Here is a 25331-nt window from a genome sequence, read left to right as displayed (position 1 = left end):
TTATAAATTAAATCTCGTCGTTGGCATATAGACTTCCAATCGTAGATAGATTGTAATCGAATATTTCATTATCTGAAAAAAAACGTGCAAGCTCTATTTTGGCAGATTCTGCCGAATCGGATGCATGTACAATATTTTCTTGAGCGCTCATCGAAAAATCTCCTCTAATAGTACCTGCAGCAGCTAACCGGCCATTTGTGACACCAATAAGATTACGTACTACCTTTGCTGCATCTATGCCTTCCCAGCATTGTACTATAACAGGGGACTCCTGCATCGACTGTTTTACACGTCCAAAAAAAGGCCGGTCTTTCAGATGTGCATAATGCTCATTTAATATAGCATCGTTTAATTGCATCATTTTTATACCAGCCAAGCGTAAACCTTTTTTTTCAAAGCGTGAAATCACCTCACCCATAAGTGCGCGTTGAACGCACGAAGGCTTCAGGATAACAAGGGTTTTCTCCATAATTGTGCTCTAATAAAAAGGGTTTAATACTTATCTAATTTTCAAATATAGAACATATTTCAAATGCCCACAAGGTTGAATTCCTAAAAAAAGGACTATTTAACAGCTATATTTATATGTTTTACAACAGGTTGTGCCATAAACCGCTTTGCTTTAGACATATACAACATTCGCAAAAGCAAATCTATTTTAACCCATTTTAACCTTCTTGTTTACTCATGCTATGTCTCATCCTAAGAAGAGAAAAGGTATGACTCAAGCCACACCTTTTCTCTTTTTTATACTATATTATGTGTTTATTCTTTAAACATTTCATCAAAATCAACAACTTGTTTTCCCGGTAGTACTTGATTCAAAACAACTCCTATTATAGAAGCCAAAGCCATGCCTTCGAGAGAAAACATTTTGCCGATATGAATAGCTGCTCCACCAATACCTATCACCAAAATTACAGATGCAATAATAAGATTGCGTTTACGGCTAAAATCTACTTTATTTTCTACCAACATCCGCAGACCGCTTGATGCAATAATACCAAAAAGAAGTATGGAAACCCCACCCATTACAGGAGTCGGTATGGTTGCCAACAACACTGCTATCTTTCCGCAAAAGCCAAAAAGGATAGCAAATACGGCAGCTCCGACGAAGAGATAAACACTAAACGCTCTGGTAATAGCCAATACTCCAATATTCTCACCATAAGTAGTACTCGGAGGTCCACCTATCGCAGATGCTATCATAGTAGCCACGCCATCGCCCAACATAGAGCGGTCTAGTCCGGGATCTTTTATAAGGTCTTTACCTACCACTTTACTTAACACCAACTGATGCCCTATATGTTCAGCAATAGGAACTATAGCAACAGGAACCATCATCAATACTATACGCCACGTAAAAGAAGGAGTATAATCTACAAATGGTATTTGGAAGGGAGGCAATTCTATCCAGTTGGCAGCAATGACAGGTTGCAGGTCTACAACGCCCATTATTATCGAAAAGATGTATCCTCCGACTATCCCTACCAATACCGGTATAACACTGAGAAAGCCTCTTGTAAAAATTGCAGTCAGAATAGTAATAGTCAAAGTAACCAAGCCGATCAATACATATGTAAGATCATACTCTCCCGCAGGATTATTAGTCGACATATTTACTGCTGTAGCAGACAATCCTAGCCCAATGACCATAATAACAGGGCCTACAACTACAGGTGGGAGAAGTTTCATCAGCCAATTTGTACCCGCACGGGAAATTATAAGAGCTACAACAGAATAGGTAACCCCTACCAAAAAGCTACCGACAAGAAAACTTCCGACACCTACCCCTGAGCTAGGATCCAACTCCAGAGCTTTCACGGCAATAATGGGATTGATAAAGGCAAAAGACGATCCCAAGTAAGACGGGACTTTACCTTTGGTAATAGCAATAAAAACCAAAGTACCGATCCCACTGGAGATAAGAGCTACAGCAGGACTCATCCCTGTAAGAGCCGGAACAAGAACTGTAGCGCCAAACATAGCGAACAGATGTTGTATACTCAATAACAGCCATTGCGCCGGCTTGGGCTTCTCGTTAATGCCAAGCACTACTTTTTTTTCTTCCATTGTAGAGTTGTTTTTCATATTTATTTTTTTGAGCATAAAAAAAGCCGTAGATTGAGGTTCGGCTATTTGGGTTTCCAAAGGTAATAATTATTCGTTTTTATGTATAATTGACCATTATCTTTTTTTTAAGATTAGTAAATATTCTTTTGCAAAATTTGCACAAAAATAAATGGCTTTGACGAAAACAAAGAAATTCATGAATTGTTTTATATCAGAATTGGGATACAATTCATATATAAAACAACAATTAAAAAAACAAGGTCATGAAAAAGACTATTCTTGCAGGTATTGCTGCAATTGCATTGTTAGTATCAGGTAATGTAATGGCACAGGATGTAGTTTCTAAAGCAAAAAAAGAAACAAAGACAGAAACCCAAAAAGCAAAAAGCTCATTAGGCGATGCCAAGCATGATGCTAAGCTTCATTTAAATGAAACTAAAAAAGCAGCTGACAAAGATGTAAAAGAATCAAAGAAAACAGTTAAATCTGAAGTTAATGCAGCTAAGAAAGATGTAAAACACGAAGAAAAAGAAGCAACTAACAAGGCTAAAAAAGAAGTAAAAGAAGTAAAAGCAGATGTAAAGAAAGCTGTGGAAAAGAAATAGGTAGTATTTTTTCACGCACTATGCAAACAGTCGGCTGACAATTTATCTATCAGCCAAAGCTGGGAAGATCGATACGAAAAACGTACCGACCTTTTTATTTTTAATTCAGCCTGCTCACATCTTTCACACCTCTTACGGTACGAAGTTTTTTCATCAGACCATTTAGCATATCCGTATTGTTAAGCATAACCGATATATTGCCCTGAAACAATCCGTCGTTAGAATCTATACTGATCGAACGCATATTTATCCCGTCTTCTTTGGCTATTATCGATGTCAGGTTGTTGATCACACCGATGTCGTCATTCCCTATCACCCGTAATGTGACTGTGTAGGTAGACCCCGATTTGCCCGACCAGCGTGCAGGAATCACTCTGTATGCAAAACGAGACAACATATCTCCTGCATTCGGACAATTCTTGCGGTGTATCTTTATCCCCTGCGAAGACACAAAACCGAATATCTCATCTCCGTATATCGGATTACAGCATTTAGCCAGCCGATAGTCTATTCCGGTCAGATTCTGATCAATAACCAATTCTTCTTTCCGAACAGAGTCTTTTTTCGATTCGGGTTGCAATGGCACATATTTATCAGCACTTACAGCCTCGTGCCGTTCGTGCGGCTCTGTCTCTTTCTTTTCCAGATCTAGATATTGATCTATAAAAGTATTTACGTCGAGACTTTCCTCTGCTATCTTTATATAGAAATCGGTAATTGTTTTAAAGCCGAGTTTTTTTATCAACCGCATCATAATAGATTCGTTGATTTCTATCTTACGGTTTTTTACACGGCGTTTCAGCAATTCTTTTGCTATCTCTACCTGTTTGTTTGCTTCTTCTTTTAGGCTTTGGCGTATTTTATTCTTAGCCTTAGAGGTTGTAACAAAGTTTAGCCAATCCCTTTTCGGAGACTGGTTTGGTGATGTCAATATTTCTATCTGATCGCCGTTTTTCAGTTTATGCCTGATGGATACATTTCGTCCGTTTACCTTTCCCGACACACAAGTGGAACCGATACGAGAATGGATGGAAAAAGCAAAATCTAATATTGTTGCACCTTTCGGCAGCTTATGCAAATCTCCTTTGGGAGTAAATACGTATATCTCGTCATCGTAAAGATCGAGTTTGAAATTTTCTAATTTTTCAGTATTCTCCAGATCTTTATTCTCCAGCATCTCTCTCAACCCTGTAAGCCAGTCATCCATTTTCGATTGGCTCTTCACTCCTTTATACTTCCAGTGTGCAGCAAGCCCTCTTTCTGCAATCTCATCCATGCGGCGGGTACGTATCTGAACTTCCACCCATCTGGATTCGGGCCCCATCACTGTGGTATGCAAAGACTCGTAACCATTACTTTTGGGGATAGACAGCCAGTCCTTAAGCCTTTTGGGATTGGGGGTGTACATATCTGTCACTATAGAGTATGCCTGCCAGCACTCGGCTTTCTCCTTGTCTAAAGGAGAGTCTAGGATTATCCTGATGGCAAACAAGTCATATATAGATTCGAAGTCTATCTTTTGTTTTTTCAGCTTATTGTTGATAGACGATATAGATTTCACTCTGCCTTTTATATCATATTTCAGCCCGGTTTCCTTGAGTTTTGCATTTATAGGTGCTATAAATTCGGCTATGTACTTGTCGCGTGAAGCCTTGCTCTCGCTCAATTTGCTCAATATATAATTGTAGGCTTCCCTGTCTGTATATTTAAGATAGAGGTCTTCCATCTCGGTCTTTATATTGTAAAGTCCGAGTTTGTGTGCAAGCGGGGTGTACAGATACGACACTTCTATTGCTAACTGCAACCTGTATTGCTCGTCATATTGCTCTGCACACCTTATTTTATGCAAACGGCTGGCTATCTTGATAAGGATAACACGCATATCTTCTGCCAGAGAGATCAGCAACTTTATATAATTGTCCGATGCCATTGCCGACTCGTTGGTCTCCAAAGCATTTATCTTAATCAGCCCGTTCACTATATCAGCAACATCTGCTCCAAATATTTTCCTGATATCTTCTGTAGTTACAGATTTATGCACAACAGGCCTATATAATATTAAAGCAATAACGGCAGCACTTTTCAGGCCAAGCTCTTCTATGAGGATGATACTTGTGCTGACTGTGAGGTCGGTAATACTTCCTATCTGATGATCTTTTTGATACACATTGTCAGAAATAGCCCTCTTCACTACCTTGCGCAACTTTTGCATCTCGTCGACAGTAAGATTAGCTTCCAACCCTTTCATCAATCTTTTAAATTTGGAAAGAGTAAGCCCTTCATTATTATATATAGGATAGCTATTCATCTTCGTTTTTGTGTTACGATTCTTATAAGAATCAATGTATGGATAACAAAATTAAAATTTTTCTGCCGTTTTCTTGACTTTATGATGTCACAAAATGAATGTTTTTTGTTTTTCGAGGGATTGGCTGTCCTCATTGCGAAAAACACAAGACATGCTTTTCGGAGCAAACAGATCAGACAATCTTTATCTATACAAGAAAAACTTTTTTAGATTATGGCAAAATATAGTGAACGTTTAGTGGAAAAAATAGTAAGGCTGATAGAAGAGGATACTTATACAATCAGCGAAATTTGTGATGCTCTGCGGATCAGCCGCAACTCGTTTTATGAATGGAAAAACTCGAAACCTGAATTCTGTCAGGTATTGGAAGATGCCGAAGACCGTCGCGACAGCAGCCTTGCAATATTGGCACGCCGCTCGTTGCGTGAGCAACTTGAAGGTTATATGGTGACTACAGAGAAGATTGTTTACCAAGACAACGGTTATGGCGAGGCAACTGTGAAATCGAAAACAGTAACCAGAAAGAAGATGGCGGCAAAAGCGGCTGTTATAAAACTGGCATTGGAACGCTGTCCTAAAAAACAGGAAAAGAAAGACGAGCCGAAAACAAATCATTCTGAAAACAACCCTATAGTTTTGAAGTTTCCCAAAGAAGTAAGCCAAGACGAAGCAGTGAAAATGATGACTGATTTCAGGAAGGTATTAAATACCAATCAACCGTCATCGAAAGATGAGGAAAAAGATGAAGACAACGATTATATCGTGGTGAAAGTGTAGAAGTTTGTCAGGTTTTAGTTAAAATAGAAATGATTTAAGTGGATAAAAATATCTGATTTGAGGATTGATTGATGTAGGGTTATCCCTTGTAGTTATCCGTATGTACGAGAAGATTCTCATAATATATGTTTTATTTTCTTACAAATAATAAACTTTCTACCTGTTAAAATATTTCAGTTTGCAAAACCGTCTTAACTTTGCAGCCATAGGGTAAAAACTTTTATACTCTGAATAATAAAAATATGAAGGCTAGTGATTTTGTAAAATTAGAGAAAGATTATCTTTTCAAAAAAGACTATCTGAATAAAACCCCTTGGTGGAAAAGTGTATTGTTAGTTCCTCCTACATTATTTCTGTTTGCAGGGCTTGTTGGTATTTTATACTTATTCAACTACGACATGCTTGTGTCATGGTATATAATTCCATACCTGCTACTGTTTGTGGTAGGAACAATCTGGCTGAAAGCGATAAAAAAGCACATTCAGAAAACAAAAATAAATACATCGGGCTCTTTCCTTGTATGTGTAGGCAAAGAAATAGAAGAAAGAGGAGGAGATACTTACATTGCATTTGTAACTGATAGCCGCAGACACAATCTGCACTACCTTAACACTCCTGTAAAGGAAATTTCGCTAGACAATATTTTAGAGAAATATGATCCGGCAACACTAAAGAAAAAAGCAGTATTGATCGGCGAAGAAGAAGGAACAAGCATGTATGTGCGAGCTTTCAGTAATAGTAAAGTAAAAAAAGCAAATGCAAAATGGCAAGAAGAAGGCTATCTGCCTATCTTATTTATTGACGAACGATACACATTCATCATCAAGCGAAAAGATATACTGAACATAGGTAATTAATCGTTATCTTTGTACACATTGAAACAATAGAATAGGTCTTCGACCTCAATTTTTATCAGAACAGGACTTTATGAAAATACTATTAGTAGGAGAATATAGCCGGGCTCATCTAACGTTAGCCGAAGGATTGCGAATATTAGGACATGAAGTATTAACCGCCTCGGACGGAGATGGTTTTAAGAACTATCCACGCGATGTGGATTTATCTCGCAAAAGTTCGGGCGTTATAGATACTCTTACAAGTATGACATCAGTTCTAGGCAAATTTAAAGCATTTAAGGGATATGATGTTGTGCAGCTCATCAATCCATGTTTCACTACCCAGAATGTGAGAATTAATCGCCATTTGTATAAAAAACTACAAAAGAATAATAAAAAAGTCTTTATGGGAGCTTTCGGCGACGACTCTTATTGGGTGAAAGCCTGTCTGGGAAACGAAATATTCGATTACTCAGAATTTTTTGTAGAAGGCAAGCCTATCAATGTGGATTTCAACCAACGCTTCATAGACAAATGGATAGGTACCCCTCTCGAAAAATTCAATATAGAATTGGCCAATTCCGTGGATGGCATAGCCGCCTGTCTTTACGAATATTATTGCTCATATGAACCATGTTTCGGAGATAAAGTAAAATACATCCCACTACCCCTGAATACAGCAGAGATAGAATTTCAGCCTATTGAGGAAGAGCCTGAAAAGGTCAACTTCTTTATAGGGATCAACAAAGTCAGAGAGAAATTCAAAGGGACGGACGTAATGGAAAAAGCTCTGGCAAGGATCAAAGACAAATATGAAGACAAGGTGATTGTGACCCGTGTAGAGTCAGTAAGCTACGACGTCTATCAGCAACTGATGTCGCAGGCTCATGTTGTCCTCGATCAGCTATATTCTCATACACCCGCCATGAATGCCTTGTTGGCAATGGCTCAAGGGAAAGTTGTTGTTGGAGGAGGTGAGCCATATATTTATGACCTGTATGACGACAGCACTAATCAGCCTATAGTGAATGTACATCCTACCGAAGACGATGTTTTCGAGAAATTGGAATGGCTGGTACTGAACAAGAAAGAGATTCCCAAAATATCGAGAAAGAGCCGTCTGTTTGTCGAGCAAAATCACGACTATATAGTTGTGGCAAAGAAATATCTTGACTTCTGGCAAAAAACAGCAAAATAGAATAGGTTACCACTCTATCGGTTTCAGCCCTTTAGATACAAGATATTTATTTGTTTCGCTAAAGTGGTTGTTCCCGAAGAAGCCATTATGAGCAGACAACGGAGATGGATGTACCGATTTCAGTATCAGATGTTTAGCCGGATCAATAAAAGCAGCTTTCTTTTGAGCATATGCTCCCCATAATATAAAGACCAGATTTTCACGCCCTTCGGCAAGCTTACGGATGGCAGCATCAGTAAAAGCTTCCCACCCTTTCTTCTGATGAGAACCAGCCATATGCGCCTGAACAGTAAGAGTGGCGTTTAATAGAAGAACTCCCTGATTTGCCCAATGGATAAGATTGCCAGATTTGGGAATGGGTAAGCCCAAATCTCTGTTTATCTCTTTAAAGATGTTTACCAAAGAAGGAGGAGCCGGCATGCCATCAGGTACAGAGAAAGAAAGGCCATGAGCCTGCCCATCATTATGATAAGGATCCTGCCCTAAGATTACGACTTTCACCTGATGGAACGGAGTATGCTCAAATGAGTTAAAGATCAGTTTTGCAGGAGGGAATATTTGCTTTGTCCTATATTCTTCCCTTACAAAGTTTGTTAGCTTGGCAAAATAATCTTTCTCAAATTCGTCTTTAAGTTGCTCTTTCCAGCTTTCTTCTATCTTCACATCCATTTTGTGTCGTTTTATATTAGAGGATATAAAGATATAATATTTTGGAATAAGTAGAACAAAATAATCTCATGCCGATCTTTTATGCTAATCCAAAAACTTTATCTATAGAAAAAATAACGACCTGATGAATAGCCGGAAAATAACAAATAAAAACAGAAGAAAAGAAATGTGTCTTTTTTTCTCATTTGTGTGTTTACAACAACAATATTACATTTGCTTACATTATGAACAGAAGTATATTGCGACTAGCAATACCGAATATTATCTCTAACATCACCGTCCCCCTACTGGGTATGGTAGATATATACATCGTTGGTCACCTCGACTCGGAAGACTATATCGGAGCCATTGCCTTAGCTACCATGATATTCAATTTCATATATTGGAGTTTCTCTTTTCTGCGAATGGGCACCAGTGGCTTCACAGCTCAGGCATACGGAGCAGAAAACTACAAGGAGCAAATGACCATACTGATGCGTTCACTGATAGTGGCTATGAGTGCTGGCGCATTGATCATATTGTTACAATACTTTATTGCAGCCATTGGCCTTTATTTCCTCGATGCAGGGCTTTCAGTAAAGACTCATGCCCGCGAATATTTCTTCATATATATATGGGCAGCCCCGGCCATACTGGGAATGTATGCGTTCAATGGCTGGTATGTGGGTATGCAAAACGCAAAAGTGCCGATGGTTATAGCTATTGGAATAAACATAGTGAACATAACTTTGAGTTTCATATTTGTATACGGTTTAGGGATGAAAATAAATGGAGTTGCTCTAGCTTCCGTATGCGCCCAATACTCCGGATTTATTTCTTCCATTATAATATGGAATCTAAAATTCGGAAGGTTAAAAGAATATATCGATACTGTTACTCTCAAGAATCTGAGATCTTACATACCCTTCTTCAAGGTGAACAGTGATATTTTTATCCGAACAATGGCTCTGGTAGCTGTTACTACCTTCTTCATGTCTGCCTCAGCTAAGGAAGGAAGCGAAATACTTGCAGTGAATGCACTATTGATGCAAATGTTTATTTTATTTTCTTATATGATGGACGGATTTGCCTATGCAGCAGAAGCCTTAACGGGAAGGTTTATTGGAGCTAATAAAAATTCAGAACTAAAGCTTCTAGTGAGAAAATTATTCATGTGGGGAGGAGGTATTGCCTGCTTGTTCACTATTATCTATGCCTTATATCTCACACCTATATTAAGAATTCTTACCGATAAAGAAAGTATAATAACCCTCAGTGAGCAATACCATTTTTGGGTAGGATTGATTCCGATTGCAGGATTTTCAGCTTTCCTCTGGGATGGTATTTTTGTAGGAGCGACAGCTTCACGGGAGATGAGAAATTCCATGCTGATAGCTGTATGTAGTTTCTTTTTGATCTACCTTGTTTTTTATAATTTTTCTGCGAACAATATCTTATGGTTTGCGTTTATCATGTATCTGGTTTTAAGAGGAATAGTACAGAGCTTTATGGCTCCTTCTATTTTGAACTATTCCAGATAAGTGATAATCAACATAATATATCTAACTTGTTATGAGTAAAATTGCAATAATTTATGGCTCTTCTACCGGAGCCACAGAAGCGGTAGCAGAAAAAATACAAGCATTGTTCGATGATGCAGCCTTGTTCAATGCAGAAAGTGTAAGTATAGACGACCTTGCACCATTCGACTTCTTAATCTTAGGAGCATCTACGACCGGGGTTGGTGACTTGCAGGATGATTGGGAATCATTTCTTCCCAAATTTGAAAAAATGAACTTCACCGGAAAAAAAGTAGCTATTTTTGGGTTAGGAGATAGCGCTTCTTTCTCTACAAGCTTTGCCGGTGGAATGTACATTCTGTATAAAGCATTAAAAGGCAAGGTAGAAATAGTAGGCTCTGTATCTACCGACGGATATACGTTCGATGATTCAGAAGCTATTGTCGATGGCAAATTCGTTGGATTAGCTCTTGACGAGGACAACGAATATAACGAAACTGAAAGCCGCATAAACAATTGGGCAAAGGACCTAAAGAAATATTTGAATTAAAATACGATAGATCAGAAACCTTAAAGCGAAGGTTGAGCATTTCTGTTCAACCTTTGTTTTTAGAAAGCCGCATACACCAAGGAAAACCAGAATATCTGGACAGTTTCTCGGAATGGCATTCTATTTTTAATGCTGATTATTATATCTTTGTGGCGTAAACGCTCTGTTTACCCTTACAGCATAACTAAAACAGCAAATAAATGGCTCTTCCGGGAAGAAATATTACTCTCGACTACACCAAACTGGTTCTTAGCATACTGGTTATCACCACTCATACCAATATTTCTGAACACGGACTTTTCGGATGGCTCATTTCCGACGGATTTGCCCGTGTCGCCGTACCATTATTTCTTATTGTGAACGGATATTATTTTGCCAATATAGTTAATGATAAAGCAAAAGTCAAAAAATACATTATTCGGCTATTTATTATCTACGCTACATGGATGGTTATCTACTCCCCTTTTCTATGGTACATGACAGGAGGAGGTAAAAAACTACTCCTCATAAACATATTCACAGGCTACTATCACCTATGGTATATAGCAAGTCTGATAGGAGCATCTATAGTCATATATCTGACAAGAAAGTTTAAACTCTCTATATTATTGACAATAGCACTTATCCTATTTTTCATAAGCTATGCCATACAGAAAATATATTTGTTCGACATACACATCTTCATGTATCCTACTATTGTAAGAACCTTCTTGATGATGGGATTCCCATTCATGTTTGCAGGATATTACATCAACAAAATGAGACTGGAGGACAAAGCCTTCTTCAAAAACACGGGGATGCTTGTTATTACAGCAATACTCTTTATTCCACTACTTGCAGAATCTGCATTCGTCTACTTTTCTAAAGTGGGAGAAATTGATCCTGTAAAAGATGAGCTATACTTAGTGATGCCTATCTTGTGTCCGTTAATATTTCTATCGGTATTGAAGTATGCTAAGTATAAACCTGATGACGATGGCTACATCTCAAAACTGGCATCTTCGGTTTACTTCATCCATATCATGGCTATATTTATAATTACAGGATTCCCGTATAAGGCCGACATAACTATGTTCCCTTTGTACTTCTTCCTATCCATCCTGTTGTCTACAGCACTTTTGGAAGTAAATAAAAGAATAAAAATATTCTTATAGAATATTTCGGATCTCTAATAGATTAGTTACCGTATAAGTAGGAATAATATCCGCAACCGACGCGTTATTTGGATTGAACCAAATCTGATCTATACCACTATTGTAAGCTCCGGCAATATCGGCATGGGGATTGTCTCCGATCATAATCACTTCATTTGCTTCTTTTCCTATCTGGTTCAATGCAAATTGAAAAATTTCAGGGTGAGGTTTATTGACTCCGACAACATCGGAAAGAATTACCTTGTCGAAGTAAGAAGATAAACCTGCACTATCCATTTTCTTATACTGCATCTCGGTAAAGCCATTCGATAAAATGTGTATTTTATATTTAGGATGCAAATAATCAAGAAGTTCCTTTGCTCCATCGATAAGGCTATCCAACTTCATTATCCGGATCACAAAGTCGTCATTGATCGCCAAAGCCTGCTCCACACTTATTTCTTCAACAATACTCAATGGGGCGACAAAACGCTCATATTGCAATGTTTTTTTCGAAATTTTTCCCTTTCCATACATCTCCCACAAATTACTTACATTCGTTTTATAAATAGTATAGAAATCTTCGAACGATGGGAAATAGTTTGCAAATTGATAGTCATTATAAATTTCTTTTACTGTAATATAAGTATTACCTACAGTGTCGATAAGAGTATCGTCAAGATCGAGAAGTATATTTGTATATTTCATTATATATTTACTTTACGTTAATCAGAAGTTCTCCTCTTTCCGAAACAAGGATTTTACATGTCTCGGCAAAATATGATTTTAACTAAAACCTGACAAACTTGTACACTTTTTTACTATTTTCTCTATTTGTCATTTTTTCTCTTTTTATATCACTTTGTCCATCGGTTTATAGATAAAGTTTTATTAGCCTTATGACCAACTGCCATTTAGTGCGAGGCTATTTTAGTTACCCCTACTAAATGTGTCAATAATTATTACGAATCACTTGAAAGCCGTTTCAACAAGCAAAAATATAAAATAAAGCCGACATACTGTTTAATTAAGGGCTTTTGCTAACTTTGCACTCTATTCAGATAATTATAGACTATTACATATATTATGGCAAAAGAATTAAAAGAACTCACTTCGAGAAGTCAGGATTACAGTCAGTGGTACCTCGATTTGGTATTAAAAGCAGATCTGGCAGAAAACTCTGCTGTAAGAGGATGTATGGTGATTAAACCATACGGATATGCTATTTGGGAAAAGATGCAACGCCAGCTTGATGATATGTTCAAAGAAACAGGACACGTCAATGCTTATTTTCCGCTTTTTATTCCTAAATCGTTTCTTAGCAAAGAAGCTGACCATGTGGAAGGATTCGCCAAAGAATGTGCTGTAGTAACGCATTACCGTCTCAAAAACGATCCCAATGGCAAAGGCGTCATTGTAGACCCCGAAGCCAAGCTGGAAGAAGAACTTATAGTTCGTCCTACATCCGAAACCATTATATGGAATACTTATCGCAACTGGATACAGTCGTACAGAGATCTGCCTATATTGTGTAATCAGTGGGCAAACGTTGTACGTTGGGAAATGCGTACCCGTTTGTTTCTTCGTACTGCCGAGTTTTTGTGGCAAGAAGGACACACTGCCCATGCAACTAAAGAAGAAGCCGAGGCTGAAGCTCGCAAAATGCTGGAAGTATATGCCACCTTTGCCGAAGAATATATGGCAATGCCTGTAATAAAAGGAGTAAAATCTGCTTCCGAACGCTTTGCCGGAGCAGTAGACACATATACCATAGAGGCCATGATGCAAGACGGAAAAGCCTTGCAATCGGGTACCTCACACTTCTTAGGACAAAACTTCGCAAAGGCTTTCGATGTAAAATTTGCAGATAAAGAAGGTAAAATGGATCATGTATGGGCTACCTCATGGGGAGTTTCCACCCGGCTTATCGGAGCTTTAATAATGGCACATTCAGACGACAATGGTCTTGTATTGCCACCAAAGCTTGCGCCATATCAGGTAGTGATAGTTCCAATCTATAAAGGAGATGAACAACTAGCTAAAATAAATGAAAAAGTAGAAGGTATAGTCAAATCACTGAAATCTCTTGGCATTAGTGTAAAATATGACAATGCTGACAACAAGAAACCAGGTTGGAAATTTTCCGAATACGAATTGAAGGGGGTACCTGTACGCCTTGCAATGGGAGCTCGAGACATGGAAAACAACACTGTAGAAGTAGCCCGTCGCGACACTTTAACAAAAGAAACTGTTTCTTGCGATGGACTGGATCTGTATATCAAAAACCTTTTAAACGATATTCAAGAGAATATTTACAAAAAAGCAGCAGACTACAGAACAAAACAAACAATCTCGGTAGACACTTACGAAGAGTTTAAAATAAAAATAGAAGAAGGTGTATTTATTATGGCTCATTGGGATGGGACACCAGAAACCGAAGAAATGATAAAGAATGAAACAAAAGCGACCATCCGCTGTATTCCTCTCGAAGGAGATAAAACTCCCGGCAAATGTATGGTAACGGGTAAGCCTTCTGCACAGCGTGTGGTTTTCGCCCGAGCTTATTAAGTAGATTAATCTTTAGTAGACTTTGTAGGAGCAAATTATCATTTGCCCGATATTATAGCAAAGCTCTAGGTCAAATACTTAATATCATCTTATAATATAAATAAAAAGCCTCGCAAATGTGAGGCTTTTTATATTACATAAAGCACTATTTCACAAACAAATACAGAAGAAGTAAAAAAAATAATATAATTTTCTTCAAAATAATTGTAACTATTCTGCATAACCTTTCGTCATATATAATGAAAGCGCTTAAGTAAGAAAAACAATTTCCAATATTAAAAAAATTACAATTATGAAAACTTATATATTGACTGCTCTTATTATAGCATTTTTATCCGTATTCTCAGCTCAAGCAAGTAACAAAGGCGAAATAATCTATACAAATATCGAAAAAACTGAGAATGGCACTATCAAAGAATATATATTATATAATACTATAACTTCTCAAGCCATAAAGAAAACCACCTACAGTTACGACTCCGACAATAATATATTATCGAAAATAGAATACGACTGGAGTAGTCTATATGGATGGGTAAATAATCAAAAACATGAGTACGAATACAATGATGGCCTTATTATTTACGTTACTCATACAAGGTGGGATGAAAAGAAAAACAAATGGGCAACCCGTTCCGAACAAATGGCATACAATTACAATACAGACGGAGATTTTATTTCGACACAAAAGACAAATATAAATAATGAATTAATTACACTGCGTTGAGCAGCATTTATACACACTACTTTTCTTTATACGACAAAGGCTCGAAACTCTGACAAGTCAGATTTCGGGCCTTTACTTTTCAGTTTAGTAGAAAATCCGTATTTTTGAATAATGATTGAGACACAAAATATAGGGCTGGTACTCGAAGGAGGAGGAATGCGTGGAGTTTTCACTTGCGGTGTTCTGGATTATTTCATGGACAATAAGATTCATTTTCCATATGCTATTGGAGTATCTGCCGGAGCATGCAATGGGCTGTCGTATATGTCGAACCAAAGAGGAAGGGCGAAATATAGCAACATAGATCTACTTGCAAAATACAAGTACATCGGATTAAAGCACTACTTCAAGAAGGGAAACATTATGGACTTTGATTTGCTCTTTCATGAATTCCCCGAAAATATAATACCCTACGATTATGCTACCTATTTCAGATCCGATTCCAGATTCGAGATGGTAACATCTAATTGCCTCACAGGGCAAGCTGAATATTTTGAAGAAAAAAACGATAAAGAAAGAGTCATAGATATAGTAAAGGCATCGAGCAGTTTGCCTATACTCTGCCCGATTACTTATGTAGACGACATACCAATGTTGGATGGAGGTATTTGCGATTCTATACCTGTAATAAGGTCAATAGGACAGGGATATGAAAAAAATGTTGTTGTTCTTACCCGAAACAAAGGATACAGAAAAGAGAGCAAAGACATAAAAATACCATCTTTCATTTACCGTAAATATCCGGCAATGAGAAAAGCCTTAAGCAATAGGAACACACTGTATAATTCCCAGTTAGAGTTGATAGAAAAATTGGAAGATGAAGGTCGTGTTTTCGTTATACGTCCGCTAAAGCCAATCAATGTAGATCGTATAGAAAAAGATACAGACAAGCTGACCTCATTATATGAAGAAGGTTATGAATGTGCAAAAAGTATCCATAACCTTCATTTCTCTTATAAAGGATAAGTTATTTTATGGGAAATGTCTTGGGATATTCTACCGGATACAGGGTTTCTCCTCCCAAAAGACGTATGTATGTAGAAAATTCTCTTTTTCCTTCTTTCAACTCAATTATACGACATCCATTCTTTCCCAGATTATTATACACAGTCTTACCTCCCGAGTAGCGACCATATGCCAGATACAGACCATAATATTCTCCTATATAATCATTGTCGTGATCGTGTCCTACAAATGTACCCATCACATCTCCACTCGTACGCATTGCTGCGAACATACCACTATTAAGCTTGCCATTACATTCGTTTTCCCGTTTCTCTCCTATGATTTTAGCATCTTTAGCTGTAGTCATCAGAGGATATTCTGCGAGAGGAATATGGAAAAAGGCTAATGCCGGATAAGGCTTATTCTTATTTGCAGCAGTATACGCTGCACTTTCTTGCAGGTACCAATTTACCTGATTGAATCCAAACCAATCGTAATGTCCTACATTCTTTATCTTACTATAAGCTTTAGAATCCATAAAGTATAGTAAAGCCTCTATTTTATTTTCCTTTTTGTCTTTTACCTCTAGTATGTAATTACCTACACCATCCAGAGATTTATCTCCAGCACGCGCCACACAATAAGGTTTCTGACTTACATAGTCCATTATCTCCTGACGAGACATACCAAATTCATCATCATGGTTCCCGAATATGTATGCCCAAGGAATCTTTCTTTCAACAACTGTATTGAACACTTCATCAAGAGCTTCTTTCGCAGGCTTAGCCCATACGACATCTCCCGTGAATACTACCAGATCAGGTTTTTCTGCATCCAATACCTCTTTAATCAAATCTATTGCGACAGCTGACTCAGGTTTTCCGTATTTGTAGTGTACATCGGTAAACTGAACAATCTTAAAACGACTGTCTTTATTAAACTTAAAAGCTATTTCTTGTGCATAAGACATATAAGCAAATAAAATGAAGAAAAGTGTGAATAGTGTTTTTTTAGTCATTATTTCATAAGTTAGTATTAAGCTTACGAAAATAAACAACTAAGTCTACCCAAACAATAAATACGATCAAATTAATAGTGCCTAATAGTTAATTAAGATAAATTCATTTACTTTGTAGCGTTTAACACAACACATCTAAAACCCATCAAATAATGAAAGTACACGGTTTACTCCCTTTAGCTCTAACAGGCATTTCTCTATATATGACTGGTCAGGAAAAGCAAAAGCCCAACCTTATTCTTATAATGACCGATCAACAACGATTCGACTGTGTAGGAACAATGGGCAATCCTTTCATACACACTCCAAACATTGATGCCATAGCCGAAGATGGAACCACTTTTATGCACGCCTACTCCTCTACTCCAAGTAGTACACCTGCACGCGCAGGGCTACTAACGGGCTGTTCTCCTTGGAAACATGGTATGCTGGGTTATTATAAAGTTGCAGAGAAGTATCCTTACGAAATGCCGCAAATGCTAAAAGAAGCGGGCTATTATACCTTTGGAATCGGAAAAATGCACTATACCCCTCAACGAAACAAACACGGATTTCATGGAACATTCCTTGACGAATCGGGAAGGGTAGAGTCCAAAGACTTTGTAAGCGACTATCGTCAATGGTTTGCAATGGAAGCTCCGGGAAAAGATCCTGATGCCACAGGTATAGGTTGGAACGAGCATGCCGGAGCACAATATGTGCTGGAAGAAAACCTCCATCCTACCCAATGGACAGGAAACGAAGCCATTCGTTTCATCAAAAATTACGATTTAGACAAACCCTTATTTTTAAAGATATCATTTGCCCGCCCCCACAGTCCTTACGATCCGCCTCAGCGCTATGCAGACATGTATAAAGACAAGGAAGTCATACACCCACATATTGGAGACTGGTGCAGTTCTTTTGCCGACAGAAAAAACACAAAAGATGCGCCTTTCGGCAATTTTGGAGAAGAACATGCCATTCAGTCACGACGCTATTATTACGGTGCGATAACATTTGTAGATGATCAGATAGGCCGAATAATTGAAACACTGAAAGAAAAAGGATTGTATGACAATTCTATCATTATATTCGTATCCGATCATGGTGATATGCTGGGAGATCATTACCATTGGCGCAAAACCTATGCCTATGAAGGTTCTTCTCATATCCCTTTCATTGTCAAAGCACCCAGAGATTCCAATTATTCAGCAAGCAAAAAAGCCAGATTGGAGCAAGTAGTCGAATTACGAGATATATTGCCTACTTTCCTCGAAGCTGCACACATAAAACAACCCGAAGATATGGATGGCAAATCAGTTCTGCCATTACTAAAAGCTCCAAACTCATCATGGCGACCCTATATAGATATGGAACATGCTGCAATCTACGAGCATAACAATTACTGGGCAGGACTTACCGATGGGAAAATAAAATATATTTGGTTTTTCAGAACAGGAGAAGAACAGTTATTTGACCTGAAGAGTGATCCGGGCGAAACAAAAAATCTCGCAAAAAACAAGAAATACAACAAAGAGTTGTTGCAATGGAGGGATTATATGACAAAACACCTTAGCGAAAGAGGTGAGCCATACGTTAAGGATGGAAAACTCAATATATTTGAAAAAAACATATTAACCAGTCCAAACTACCCTGAAACGGCAGAAAAGAAAAAATAAGCATAAATCAAAAAAAAATCTATTTTCATTGCTTTTTTACAAATTAGATTTATCTTTGTGGAAACAAAAGAATAAAAAATGAACTTTCTATTGACAAATACATTTTGGTGGTGGCTCTTACAACTCAAAAAGTCGTGAGCAAAACCGGTATGTATTTATAGGTAGAAAAATTATAAGATAAAATACAAAGCCTGTCGTAACTCACGACAGGCTTTTTTTGTAAGGAATAAAATAAACACAATATAAAAAATGGAAAAATTCACAGTTGATACAAATGGTTTTTATGGAGAATTTGGAGGTGCATACATTCCTGAAATTCTGTACGACAATGTAGAAATATTGAAGAAGTCTTATCTGGAAATTATTAATGAACCATCTTTCAGAGAAGAATACGATGCCTTACTAAAGGACTATGTAGGACGTCCTTCCCCCCTTTATTTAGCTAAAAGACTTTCTGAAAAATATGGCTGCAAAATATACCTGAAACGTGAAGACCTCAACCATACAGGCTCGCACAAGATAAATAACGCAATAGGACAAATACTACTTGCACGCCGTATGGGAAAAACCCGCATCATAGCCGAAACAGGAGCCGGACAGCATGGTGTGGCAACTGCAACTGTCTGTGCCCTTATGAATATGGAATGTATTGTATACATGGGCAAAACGGACGTAGAACGCCAAAAGCTGAATGTACAAAAAATGGAAATGTTGGGAGCCACAGTTGTACCTGTCACCAGTGGAAATATGACACTAAAAGATGCTACAAACGAAGCCATACGCGACTGGTGTAGTAACCCATCTAACACTTACTACGTTATAGGATCTACAGTAGGGCCTCACCCCTACCCTGACATGGTAGCCCGCCTGCAATCTGTTATCAGCGAAGAGATACGCAAGCAGTTGCTGGAGAAAGAAGGAACAGAAACCCCCGACTACGTAATGGCATGTGTAGGAGGAGGAAGTAATGCCGCAGGAACCATTTACCACTTTATAGACGAACCCGACGTAGAAATTATACTGGCAGAAGCCGCCGGAAAAGGATTGAATTCGGGAGAATCGGCAGCCACTATACATCTTGGCAAATTAGGTATTATTCATGGAAGCAAAACTCTGATTATGCAATCGGAAGATGGACAAATAGAAGAGCCATACTCTATTTCGGCAGGATTAGATTATCCCGGAATAGGCCCTATGCATGCATATCTTGCCAAAACAGGAAGATCTCAGGTTTTAGCCGTAACGGACGATGAAGCAATGGATGCAGCCTTCGAACTGACAAAACTGGAAGGAATAATTCCGGCTATAGAATCGGCACACGCTTTAGGGGCGTTGCCAAAAGTAAATTTCCGAAAAGGAGCTGTTGTTGTATTATGCCTTTCGGGACGAGGTGATAAAGATATGGAAACTTATATCAACGCTTTTAATCATTAATAGCAAGTAATAAAAAAGCATAGTATGGAAAAGTTTAAAATAAACGTAAAAACAAAAAATCTTCTTGCCGACTTGCAAACACCTGTAGGCATCTATCTCAAAGTAAGAGATGTATATCCGGAATCAGCCCTCTTGGAAAGCTCCGATTATCATGGAGGCGAAAACAGTTATTCGTTTATAGGTATCAGCCCGATAGCACGTTTCAGAGTCGACAACGATCAGATAACTTATACATATCCTGACAATACAGTAAAACAGGAAACATTATATGCTCACCAGAACCTTACAGATAAATTTCACGATTTTATCAATCAGTTCGATGTTCAGGGCGAAAACAAAACAAATATAAACGGATTTTTGGGCTACACATCTTACGATGCCATTCGCTACTTCGAAGATGTAGACCCTGTGAATACAAAACTCAACAACTCAGATATTCCTGAATTTTACTATATCCTATATCGCTTCATCCTTGTCATCAACCATCTGAAAAACGAATTGACTATCGTTGAAAATGTAGTGGAAGGCACAAGTGAAAAAACACACGAACTGGAAGGAATACTGAACAATAACAATATAGCCTCTTACAACTTCGAAACCATAGGCACAGAACAGTCTATGATAACAGACGAAGAACATCACCAAATGATAGAAAAAGGAATAGCACACTGCAAACGTGGCGATGTATTCCAGATCGTTTTATCCAGATGTTTCACTCAAAAATTTGCAGGAGACGACTTTAAGGTCTATCGGTCGCTCCGTTCCATCAATCCTTCACCCTATCTTTTCTATTTCGATTTCGGTTCGTACCGCATATTTGGCTCATCGCCCGAAACTCACTGTAAGATAACTAAAGGTAAAGCATACATAGACCCTATTGCAGGTACATATTTCCGTACAGGAGACGATGAAAAAGACCGCAAATTATCCGAACAGCTACTAAAAGACGAAAAAGAAAATGCCGAGCATGTAATGTTGGTCGATTTGGCCCGCAACGACCTCAGTCGCAATTGCGACGATGTAAAAGTAGAATTTTATAAGAATGTACAATTCTATTCACACGTCATCCATTTGGTGTCACGGGTTAGCGGTATTGTTGATAAAGACAGGAACAATATGAAAGTGTTTGCCGATACTTTTCCTGCCGGCACACTCTCCGGAGCGCCCAAAGTGAGAGCTATGCAACTGATACGCGACATAGAAAAACAAATGCGTGGCGTTTATGGAGGCTGCATAGGGTATATTGGGTTCAACGGAGACCTGAATCAGGCTATTACCATACGGACTTTCCTTAGCCGCAACAATACTCTCTACTATCAAGCAGGAGGAGGAATCGTTTCTAAATCGAACCCCGAAACAGAAATTCTGGAGGTAAAAAATAAATTAGGTGCATTGACTAAAGCTGTGAAATTTGCTGAACAACTAAAGAATTAAGAGCAATGAAAATACTAATATTCGACAATTACGACTCCTTCACATACAACCTTGTACATCTGGTAAAAGAATTGGGATTTAAAGATGTGGATGTAATCAGAAATGACAAAATAGCGTTGGAAGACGTTGCAAAATATGATAAGATCATCCTATCTCCCGGCCCGGGTATTCCGTCCGAAGCTGGTCTTTTATTGCCACTGATAAAGGAATATGCAGGAAAGAAACCTATACTTGGTGTCTGCCTAGGGCATCAGGCAATAGGAGAAGCTTTCGGGGCAACACTTACCAATCTGGAAGATGTGTATCATGGGGTAGCCACACAAATCAAGGTCATCGAACCCGATTATATCTTCGACACTTTAGGCAGCGAACTTGAAGTAGGGCGTTATCACTCTTGGATTGTAAGTAACGATAAATTACCTGATTGCATTAGTGTCACAGCCATAGACAACAACGGACAGATAATGGCACTGAAACACAAAACGTTCGATATTCATGGAGTGCAATTCCACCCCGAATCGGTACTTACTCCTGCAGGGGAAACAATTATCAGAAATTTCTTAAATAACTAAATAAATCTAACAAAAATCATGAGTAAAAAAATCTTTTTAAGCGAAAACGACATTCCCAGAAGCTGGTATAATATTGTAGCGGACATGAAGAATAAACCTTTGCCACCGCTAAATCCTAAAACAAAAGAAGTATTAAACCCTGCCGATCTGGAACCCATATTTGCTAAAGAATTAATAAAACAAGAACTTACACAAGAGCGTTGGGTAGAAATTCCCGATGAAGTAAGAGAATTGTACAAAATATGGAGACCAACTCCACTGGTAAGAGCTACAGGTCTGGAAAAAGCGCTTGATACTCCTGCTCATATCTATTTTAAAAATGAAGGAGTAAGTCCTATCGGCTCTCACAAGTTGAACTCGGCTCTGCCACAGGCATACTATAATAAGATGCAAGGCATAAAACGCCTTACTACTGAAACAGGAGCCGGACAGTGGGGTGCAGCATTGAGCTTTGCTTCCAGTATCTTCGGGCTCGATCTCGAAGTATATATGGTAAAAGTAAGTTACAACCAAAAGCCATATCGCCGAATGATGATGCAAACATGGGGTGCAAACGTGATACCTTCGCCAAGTAACCTGACAGAATCGGGAAGAGCAATATTAGCAAAAGATCCGAATAACTCGGGGAGTCTGGGTATTGCTATATCAGAAGCAGTAGAGGCAGCCATCAAAGGAGAAAATACACGCTATACTCTGGGCAGTGTACTCAACCATGTCATTCTGCACCAGACTATAATAGGACTGGAAAGTGAAAAACAAATGGAGATGGCGGGCGAGTATCCTGATATTGTAATCGGCTGCTTTGGTGGAGGATCTAATTTCTCTGGTATTAGCTTCCCTTTCTTACGCCACAAACTGACAGACGGAAAAGAAGTACGCATTATAGCTTCCGAGCCAGCAAGTACACCTAAACTGTCGAGAGGAAAATTTGAATACGACTATGGTGACACTGTCGGTCTTACCCCATTATTGCCGATGTACACACTGGGGCACGATTTCCAACCAGCCGATATACATGCAGGTGGATTGCGTTATCACGGAGCTGGAACAATTGTCAGCCAATTGCACCGGGATGGATATGTAGAAGTACAGGATATCCCTCAGTTGGAAACTTTCGAGGCAGGTAAATTATTTGCCAATACAGAAGGTATTATACCTGCACCCGAATCTACTCATGCTATAGCCTCAGCCATACGCGAAGCAAAAAAAGCAAAAGAAGAAGGCGTACAGAAAACAATCTTATTCAATCTGTCGGGACATGGATTAATAGACATGACTGCTTACGATCAATTCCTTACCGGTAAAATGCAGAACTACAATCTGACCGACGAAGAGATCGCTAAAACAACAGATACATTGGAAAAACTGGTGTAATTTTAATTAATATAAACACAACCTCCCTTCGGGGAGGTTTGGAGGGGCTTATGAAACAAATACTAAACAGACTATTCGAACATCAATACCTCAACCGTACGGAAGCAAAGGAAATTCTGACCAAAATGGCCGCAGGAGGATATAATGAATCTGAAATAGCTGCATTTATCAGTGTATTTCTCATGCGGAGTATCAGTGTAGACGAATTTCTGGGATTTTCGGATGCACTCCTCGACTTGCGGGCAAATGTGGATGCACTGGCTGCTTACAATCCTATTGATATTGTAGGAACAGGAGGCGATAACAAAAACACATTCAATATATCTACACTTTCTTGTTTTGTTGTGGCCAGCGCAGGATATAAAGTGGCTAAACATGGTAACTACGGAGCCACTTCTGTCAGTGGGGCATCTAATGTAATGGAACAGCATGGTGTAAAGTTTACTTCTGATGTCAGTAAACTGGAAGAATCGTTGGATAAAATAAACATAGCCTATATGCACGCTCCATTATTCAACAATGCGTTGAAAGTAGTTGCTCCCGTTCGAAAAGCGTTAGGTGTAAGAACTTTCTTCAATATGCTGGGACCGGTAGTAAACCCCATTAAACCGAAACGGACTGTACTGGGAGTTTTTAACCTGAAAATGGCTCGTCTATACTTCTATATGTATCAGCAAACAGATGTAGATTACTCCATTGTTCACAGCCTCGACGGATATGACGAAATATCGTTAACCGGAGACTTTAAGTTAATCAATAAATTCGGAGAGAAAATATATTCTCCCGAGCAGATAGGTCTTAGCCGCTGCACCGAAAAGGAACTCGACGGAGGGACTTCGCCCGAAGAAGCATCCAAAATATTTGATAATGTTATCAACAACACAGCTACAACAGCACAAAAGAATGCTGTAATAGCTAATGCTGCAACAGCTATTCAGACAATAGACTCTACTATTTCTTTCGAGGAAGCAATTGCGCAGGCTAGAGAATCTATTGAAAGCGGACGAACAAGGGAAACATTCAAGAAGTTTTTGGAGTTAAATTCATAAAGGGAATAGATTATGATCAAGCGTTGCAATTCGTTAGACGAAGTTCGTCAAAATATAGATCGGATAGATGAAGAGTTAGTAAAACTAATAGCTAAACGAAGCCTGTTTGTATCTCAGGCAGCACAGTTTAAAAACTCTGTTGATGACGTTACATCTCTACAACGTGTTGATGCGGTCATAGATAAAGTAAAGGTATTGTCCGCAGATTTAGGACTCAATCCATCTATAACAGAAAAAGTGTATAGAACAATGATTAACGCCTTTACTGAAGAAGAATTGATTACTTTTGATACACGATACAAAGCAATAAAAGAATCATACTACTAATATGAAAAAAGTACTTATAATAAATGGCCATCCCGACAAAGAGTGCTTTTGCTTCGCTTTACATAACCGTTACAAGAAAGGGAGCCTGAAAGCAGGGAACGAGGTAAAAGAAATTATCCTTTCCGAAATGCAATTCAATCCTATTCTTATGTACGGGTATCGTAAGCGTACAGAATTGGAGCCGGATCTTATCGAGGCATGGGATAAACTGCAATGGGCAGAACACATAGTATGGATATATCCTACATGGTGGGCATCTCCTCCCGCATTGCTTAAAGGATTTATAGAAAGAGTTTTTCTTCCGGGCTTTACGTTCGAGTATCAGGAAAAGTCTCCTTTCCCGAAGAAATTACTAACAGGGAAAACGTCCGAAATTATCAGTACAATGGATTCTCCTGTGTGGTACTACAAATGGATAGTGACAGATATTGGAGGAAAAATGATACGAAAAGATATTGGCGCATTTTGTGGAATTAAAAACATACGTACTACCTACTTTGCAGTAATAAAAAACTCCACGGCCGAACAAAGAGAAAAATGGATGAATAAAATAGAAATTATTGCTCAGAAATAA

General features: G+C 38.4%; 24 protein-coding genes. 18 read left to right on the top strand and 6 right to left on the bottom strand.

Going from position 1 to position 25331, the window contains the following annotated elements:
* Positions 1-7: 7 nt before the first annotated feature.
* Complete coding sequence (ndk, locus tag BGC7_RS14130; protein WP_185112986.1) at positions 8-472, bottom strand: nucleoside-diphosphate kinase; 465 nt, start codon at positions 470-472, stop codon at positions 8-10.
* A 293-nt stretch (positions 473-765) separates the two neighbouring features.
* Positions 766-2091: a solute carrier family 23 protein gene (locus BGC7_RS14125; RefSeq protein WP_050702318.1), complete on the bottom strand. Its 1326-nt coding sequence runs from the start codon at positions 2089-2091 to the stop codon at positions 766-768.
* A 245-nt stretch (positions 2092-2336) separates the two neighbouring features.
* Here BGC7_RS14125 and BGC7_RS14120 point away from each other — a divergent pair, with 245 nt between their 5' ends.
* Positions 2337-2678, top strand: a complete 342-nt coding sequence (locus BGC7_RS14120; RefSeq protein ID WP_050702254.1) for a hypothetical protein — start codon at positions 2337-2339, stop codon at positions 2676-2678.
* 100 nt (positions 2679-2778) lie between these two features.
* Here BGC7_RS14120 and BGC7_RS14115 read toward each other — a convergent pair whose 3' ends face one another.
* Positions 2779-4986, bottom strand: a complete 2208-nt coding sequence (locus BGC7_RS14115) for a RelA/SpoT family protein (protein ID WP_050702253.1) — start codon at positions 4984-4986, stop codon at positions 2779-2781.
* A gap of 213 nt (positions 4987-5199) precedes the next feature.
* Between BGC7_RS14115 and BGC7_RS14110 the strand changes: the two genes are divergently transcribed.
* The 3 genes from BGC7_RS14110 to BGC7_RS14100 all read left to right on the top strand — a co-directional run bounded on the left by BGC7_RS14110 (position 5200) and on the right by BGC7_RS14100 (position 7797).
* Positions 5200-5763 (top strand): TetR/AcrR family transcriptional regulator, encoded by a 564-nt coding sequence (locus BGC7_RS14110; protein WP_050702252.1) that lies wholly within the window; start codon positions 5200-5202, stop codon positions 5761-5763.
* Positions 5764-6005: 242 nt separating this feature from the next.
* Positions 6006-6620, top strand: coding sequence for a hypothetical protein (locus BGC7_RS14105; RefSeq protein ID WP_050702251.1), 615 nt, complete (start codon positions 6006-6008; stop codon positions 6618-6620).
* 70 nt (positions 6621-6690) lie between these two features.
* A complete protein-coding gene (locus BGC7_RS14100) occupies positions 6691-7797 on the top strand; it encodes a glycosyltransferase (RefSeq protein ID WP_050702250.1) in 1107 nt (368 codons plus the stop codon).
* 6 nt (positions 7798-7803) lie between these two features.
* Here the strand turns inward: BGC7_RS14100 and ung are convergent, their stop codons facing one another.
* On the bottom strand, positions 7804-8466 hold the full coding sequence (ung, locus tag BGC7_RS14095) for a uracil-DNA glycosylase (RefSeq protein ID WP_050702249.1): 663 nt from the start codon (positions 8464-8466) through the stop codon (positions 7804-7806).
* A 224-nt stretch (positions 8467-8690) separates the two neighbouring features.
* Between ung and BGC7_RS14090 the strand changes: the two genes are divergently transcribed.
* The 3 genes from BGC7_RS14090 (at position 8691) to BGC7_RS14080 (ending at position 11669) form a co-directional block, all read left to right on the top strand.
* Entirely contained in the window at positions 8691-9986 is a 1296-nt protein-coding gene (locus tag BGC7_RS14090; RefSeq protein WP_050702248.1) for an MATE family efflux transporter, read from the top strand.
* Between the two features lie 31 nt (positions 9987-10017).
* Positions 10018-10515, top strand: coding sequence for a flavodoxin (locus tag BGC7_RS14085; protein WP_050702247.1), 498 nt, complete (start codon positions 10018-10020; stop codon positions 10513-10515).
* A gap of 200 nt (positions 10516-10715) precedes the next feature.
* Entirely contained in the window at positions 10716-11669 is a 954-nt protein-coding gene (locus tag BGC7_RS14080) for an acyltransferase family protein (protein WP_050702246.1), read from the top strand.
* Here BGC7_RS14080 and BGC7_RS14075 read toward each other — a convergent pair.
* Positions 11664-12356 carry a YjjG family noncanonical pyrimidine nucleotidase gene (locus BGC7_RS14075; protein ID WP_050702245.1) on the bottom strand — a complete coding sequence of 231 codons (693 nt, stop codon included), beginning with the start codon at positions 12354-12356 and terminating at the stop codon, positions 11664-11666. The two genes, BGC7_RS14080 and BGC7_RS14075, sit on opposite strands and share 6 nt — an antisense overlap.
* 378 nt (positions 12357-12734) lie before the next feature.
* Between BGC7_RS14075 and proS the strand changes: the two genes are divergently transcribed.
* The 3 genes from proS (at position 12735) to BGC7_RS14060 (ending at position 15909) form a co-directional block, all read left to right on the top strand.
* Positions 12735-14216: a proline--tRNA ligase gene (gene proS, locus BGC7_RS14070; RefSeq protein ID WP_050702244.1), complete on the top strand. Its 1482-nt coding sequence runs from the start codon at positions 12735-12737 to the stop codon at positions 14214-14216.
* A 265-nt stretch (positions 14217-14481) separates the two neighbouring features.
* Positions 14482-14943 (top strand): DUF3836 domain-containing protein, encoded by a 462-nt coding sequence (locus tag BGC7_RS14065; protein ID WP_347339018.1) that lies wholly within the window; start codon positions 14482-14484, stop codon positions 14941-14943.
* A 111-nt stretch (positions 14944-15054) separates the two neighbouring features.
* Positions 15055-15909: a patatin-like phospholipase family protein gene (locus tag BGC7_RS14060; RefSeq protein ID WP_050702242.1), complete on the top strand. Its 855-nt coding sequence runs from the start codon at positions 15055-15057 to the stop codon at positions 15907-15909.
* Position 15910: 1 nt separating this feature from the next.
* Here BGC7_RS14060 and BGC7_RS14055 read toward each other — a convergent pair whose 3' ends face one another.
* Positions 15911-16906, bottom strand: coding sequence for a metallophosphoesterase family protein (locus BGC7_RS14055; protein WP_050702241.1), 996 nt, complete (start codon positions 16904-16906; stop codon positions 15911-15913).
* 203 nt (positions 16907-17109) lie between these two features.
* Between BGC7_RS14055 and BGC7_RS14050 the strand changes: the two genes are divergently transcribed.
* The 8 genes from BGC7_RS14050 (at position 17110) to BGC7_RS14015 (ending at position 25331) form a co-directional block, all read left to right on the top strand.
* Positions 17110-18567 (top strand): arylsulfatase, encoded by a 1458-nt coding sequence (locus tag BGC7_RS14050; RefSeq protein ID WP_242034433.1) that lies wholly within the window; start codon positions 17110-17112, stop codon positions 18565-18567.
* Positions 18568-18816: 249 nt separating this feature from the next.
* Positions 18817-20001 (top strand): tryptophan synthase subunit beta, encoded by a 1185-nt coding sequence (gene trpB / locus BGC7_RS14045; RefSeq protein WP_050702239.1) that lies wholly within the window; start codon positions 18817-18819, stop codon positions 19999-20001.
* A 24-nt stretch (positions 20002-20025) separates the two neighbouring features.
* Positions 20026-21435: an anthranilate synthase component I family protein gene (locus tag BGC7_RS14040; RefSeq protein WP_050702238.1), complete on the top strand. Its 1410-nt coding sequence runs from the start codon at positions 20026-20028 to the stop codon at positions 21433-21435.
* 5 nt (positions 21436-21440) lie between these two features.
* The gene (locus tag BGC7_RS14035) at positions 21441-22007 is read left to right on the top strand and encodes an anthranilate synthase component II (RefSeq protein WP_050702237.1); all 567 of its coding nucleotides are present in this window, start codon (positions 21441-21443) and stop codon (positions 22005-22007) included.
* 15 nt (positions 22008-22022) lie between these two features.
* The gene (locus BGC7_RS14030) at positions 22023-23381 is read left to right on the top strand and encodes a TrpB-like pyridoxal phosphate-dependent enzyme (RefSeq protein WP_050702236.1); all 1359 of its coding nucleotides are present in this window, start codon (positions 22023-22025) and stop codon (positions 23379-23381) included.
* Positions 23382-23431: 50 nt separating this feature from the next.
* Positions 23432-24430 (top strand): anthranilate phosphoribosyltransferase, encoded by a 999-nt coding sequence (trpD, locus tag BGC7_RS14025; RefSeq protein WP_050702235.1) that lies wholly within the window; start codon positions 23432-23434, stop codon positions 24428-24430.
* Between the two features lie 12 nt (positions 24431-24442).
* The gene (locus tag BGC7_RS14020; RefSeq protein WP_050702234.1) at positions 24443-24757 is read left to right on the top strand and encodes a chorismate mutase; all 315 of its coding nucleotides are present in this window, start codon (positions 24443-24445) and stop codon (positions 24755-24757) included.
* A gap of 1 nt (position 24758) precedes the next feature.
* Positions 24759-25331 (top strand): NAD(P)H-dependent oxidoreductase, encoded by a 573-nt coding sequence (locus tag BGC7_RS14015; RefSeq protein WP_050702233.1) that lies wholly within the window; start codon positions 24759-24761, stop codon positions 25329-25331.

Origin of the sequence: Dysgonomonas sp. BGC7 (assembly GCF_001261735.1) — a bacterium.
Classification (GTDB): domain Bacteria; phylum Bacteroidota; class Bacteroidia; order Bacteroidales; family Dysgonomonadaceae; genus Dysgonomonas.
The sequence above is the reverse complement of the archived record's forward strand: the minus strand, read 5'-3'. Positions and strand labels throughout refer to the sequence as shown.

What these genes read in the sequence shown, in the direction of transcription:
- BGC7_RS14125 (WP_050702318.1), bottom strand. Translation starts at nt 2,091, where the DNA reads ATGAAAAACAACTCTACAATGGAAGAAAAAAAAGTAGTGCTTGGCATT.
- BGC7_RS14120 (WP_050702254.1), top strand. Translation starts at nt 2,337, where the DNA reads ATGAAAAAGACTATTCTTGCAGGTATTGCTGCAATTGCATTGTTAGTA.
- BGC7_RS14115 (WP_050702253.1), bottom strand. Translation starts at nt 4,986, where the DNA reads ATGAATAGCTATCCTATATATAATAATGAAGGGCTTACTCTTTCCAAA.
- BGC7_RS14110 (WP_050702252.1), top strand. Translation starts at nt 5,200, where the DNA reads ATGGCAAAATATAGTGAACGTTTAGTGGAAAAAATAGTAAGGCTGATA.
- BGC7_RS14105 (WP_050702251.1), top strand. Translation starts at nt 6,006, where the DNA reads ATGAAGGCTAGTGATTTTGTAAAATTAGAGAAAGATTATCTTTTCAAA.
- BGC7_RS14100 (WP_050702250.1), top strand. Translation starts at nt 6,691, where the DNA reads ATGAAAATACTATTAGTAGGAGAATATAGCCGGGCTCATCTAACGTTA.
- ung (WP_050702249.1), bottom strand. Translation starts at nt 8,466, where the DNA reads ATGGATGTGAAGATAGAAGAAAGCTGGAAAGAGCAACTTAAAGACGAA.
- BGC7_RS14090 (WP_050702248.1), top strand. Translation starts at nt 8,691, where the DNA reads ATGAACAGAAGTATATTGCGACTAGCAATACCGAATATTATCTCTAAC.
- BGC7_RS14085 (WP_050702247.1), top strand. Translation starts at nt 10,018, where the DNA reads ATGAGTAAAATTGCAATAATTTATGGCTCTTCTACCGGAGCCACAGAA.
- BGC7_RS14080 (WP_050702246.1), top strand. Translation starts at nt 10,716, where the DNA reads ATGGCTCTTCCGGGAAGAAATATTACTCTCGACTACACCAAACTGGTT.
- BGC7_RS14075 (WP_050702245.1), bottom strand. Translation starts at nt 12,356, where the DNA reads ATGAAATATACAAATATACTTCTCGATCTTGACGATACTCTTATCGAC.
- proS (WP_050702244.1), top strand. Translation starts at nt 12,735, where the DNA reads ATGGCAAAAGAATTAAAAGAACTCACTTCGAGAAGTCAGGATTACAGT.
- BGC7_RS14060 (WP_050702242.1), top strand. Translation starts at nt 15,055, where the DNA reads ATGATTGAGACACAAAATATAGGGCTGGTACTCGAAGGAGGAGGAATG.
- BGC7_RS14055 (WP_050702241.1), bottom strand. Translation starts at nt 16,906, where the DNA reads ATGACTAAAAAAACACTATTCACACTTTTCTTCATTTTATTTGCTTAT.
- BGC7_RS14050 (WP_242034433.1), top strand. Translation starts at nt 17,110, where the DNA reads ATGACTGGTCAGGAAAAGCAAAAGCCCAACCTTATTCTTATAATGACC.
- trpB (WP_050702239.1), top strand. Translation starts at nt 18,817, where the DNA reads ATGGAAAAATTCACAGTTGATACAAATGGTTTTTATGGAGAATTTGGA.
- BGC7_RS14040 (WP_050702238.1), top strand. Translation starts at nt 20,026, where the DNA reads ATGGAAAAGTTTAAAATAAACGTAAAAACAAAAAATCTTCTTGCCGAC.
- BGC7_RS14035 (WP_050702237.1), top strand. Translation starts at nt 21,441, where the DNA reads ATGAAAATACTAATATTCGACAATTACGACTCCTTCACATACAACCTT.
- trpD (WP_050702235.1), top strand. Translation starts at nt 23,432, where the DNA reads ATGAAACAAATACTAAACAGACTATTCGAACATCAATACCTCAACCGT.
- BGC7_RS14020 (WP_050702234.1), top strand. Translation starts at nt 24,443, where the DNA reads ATGATCAAGCGTTGCAATTCGTTAGACGAAGTTCGTCAAAATATAGAT.
- BGC7_RS14015 (WP_050702233.1), top strand. Translation starts at nt 24,759, where the DNA reads ATGAAAAAAGTACTTATAATAAATGGCCATCCCGACAAAGAGTGCTTT.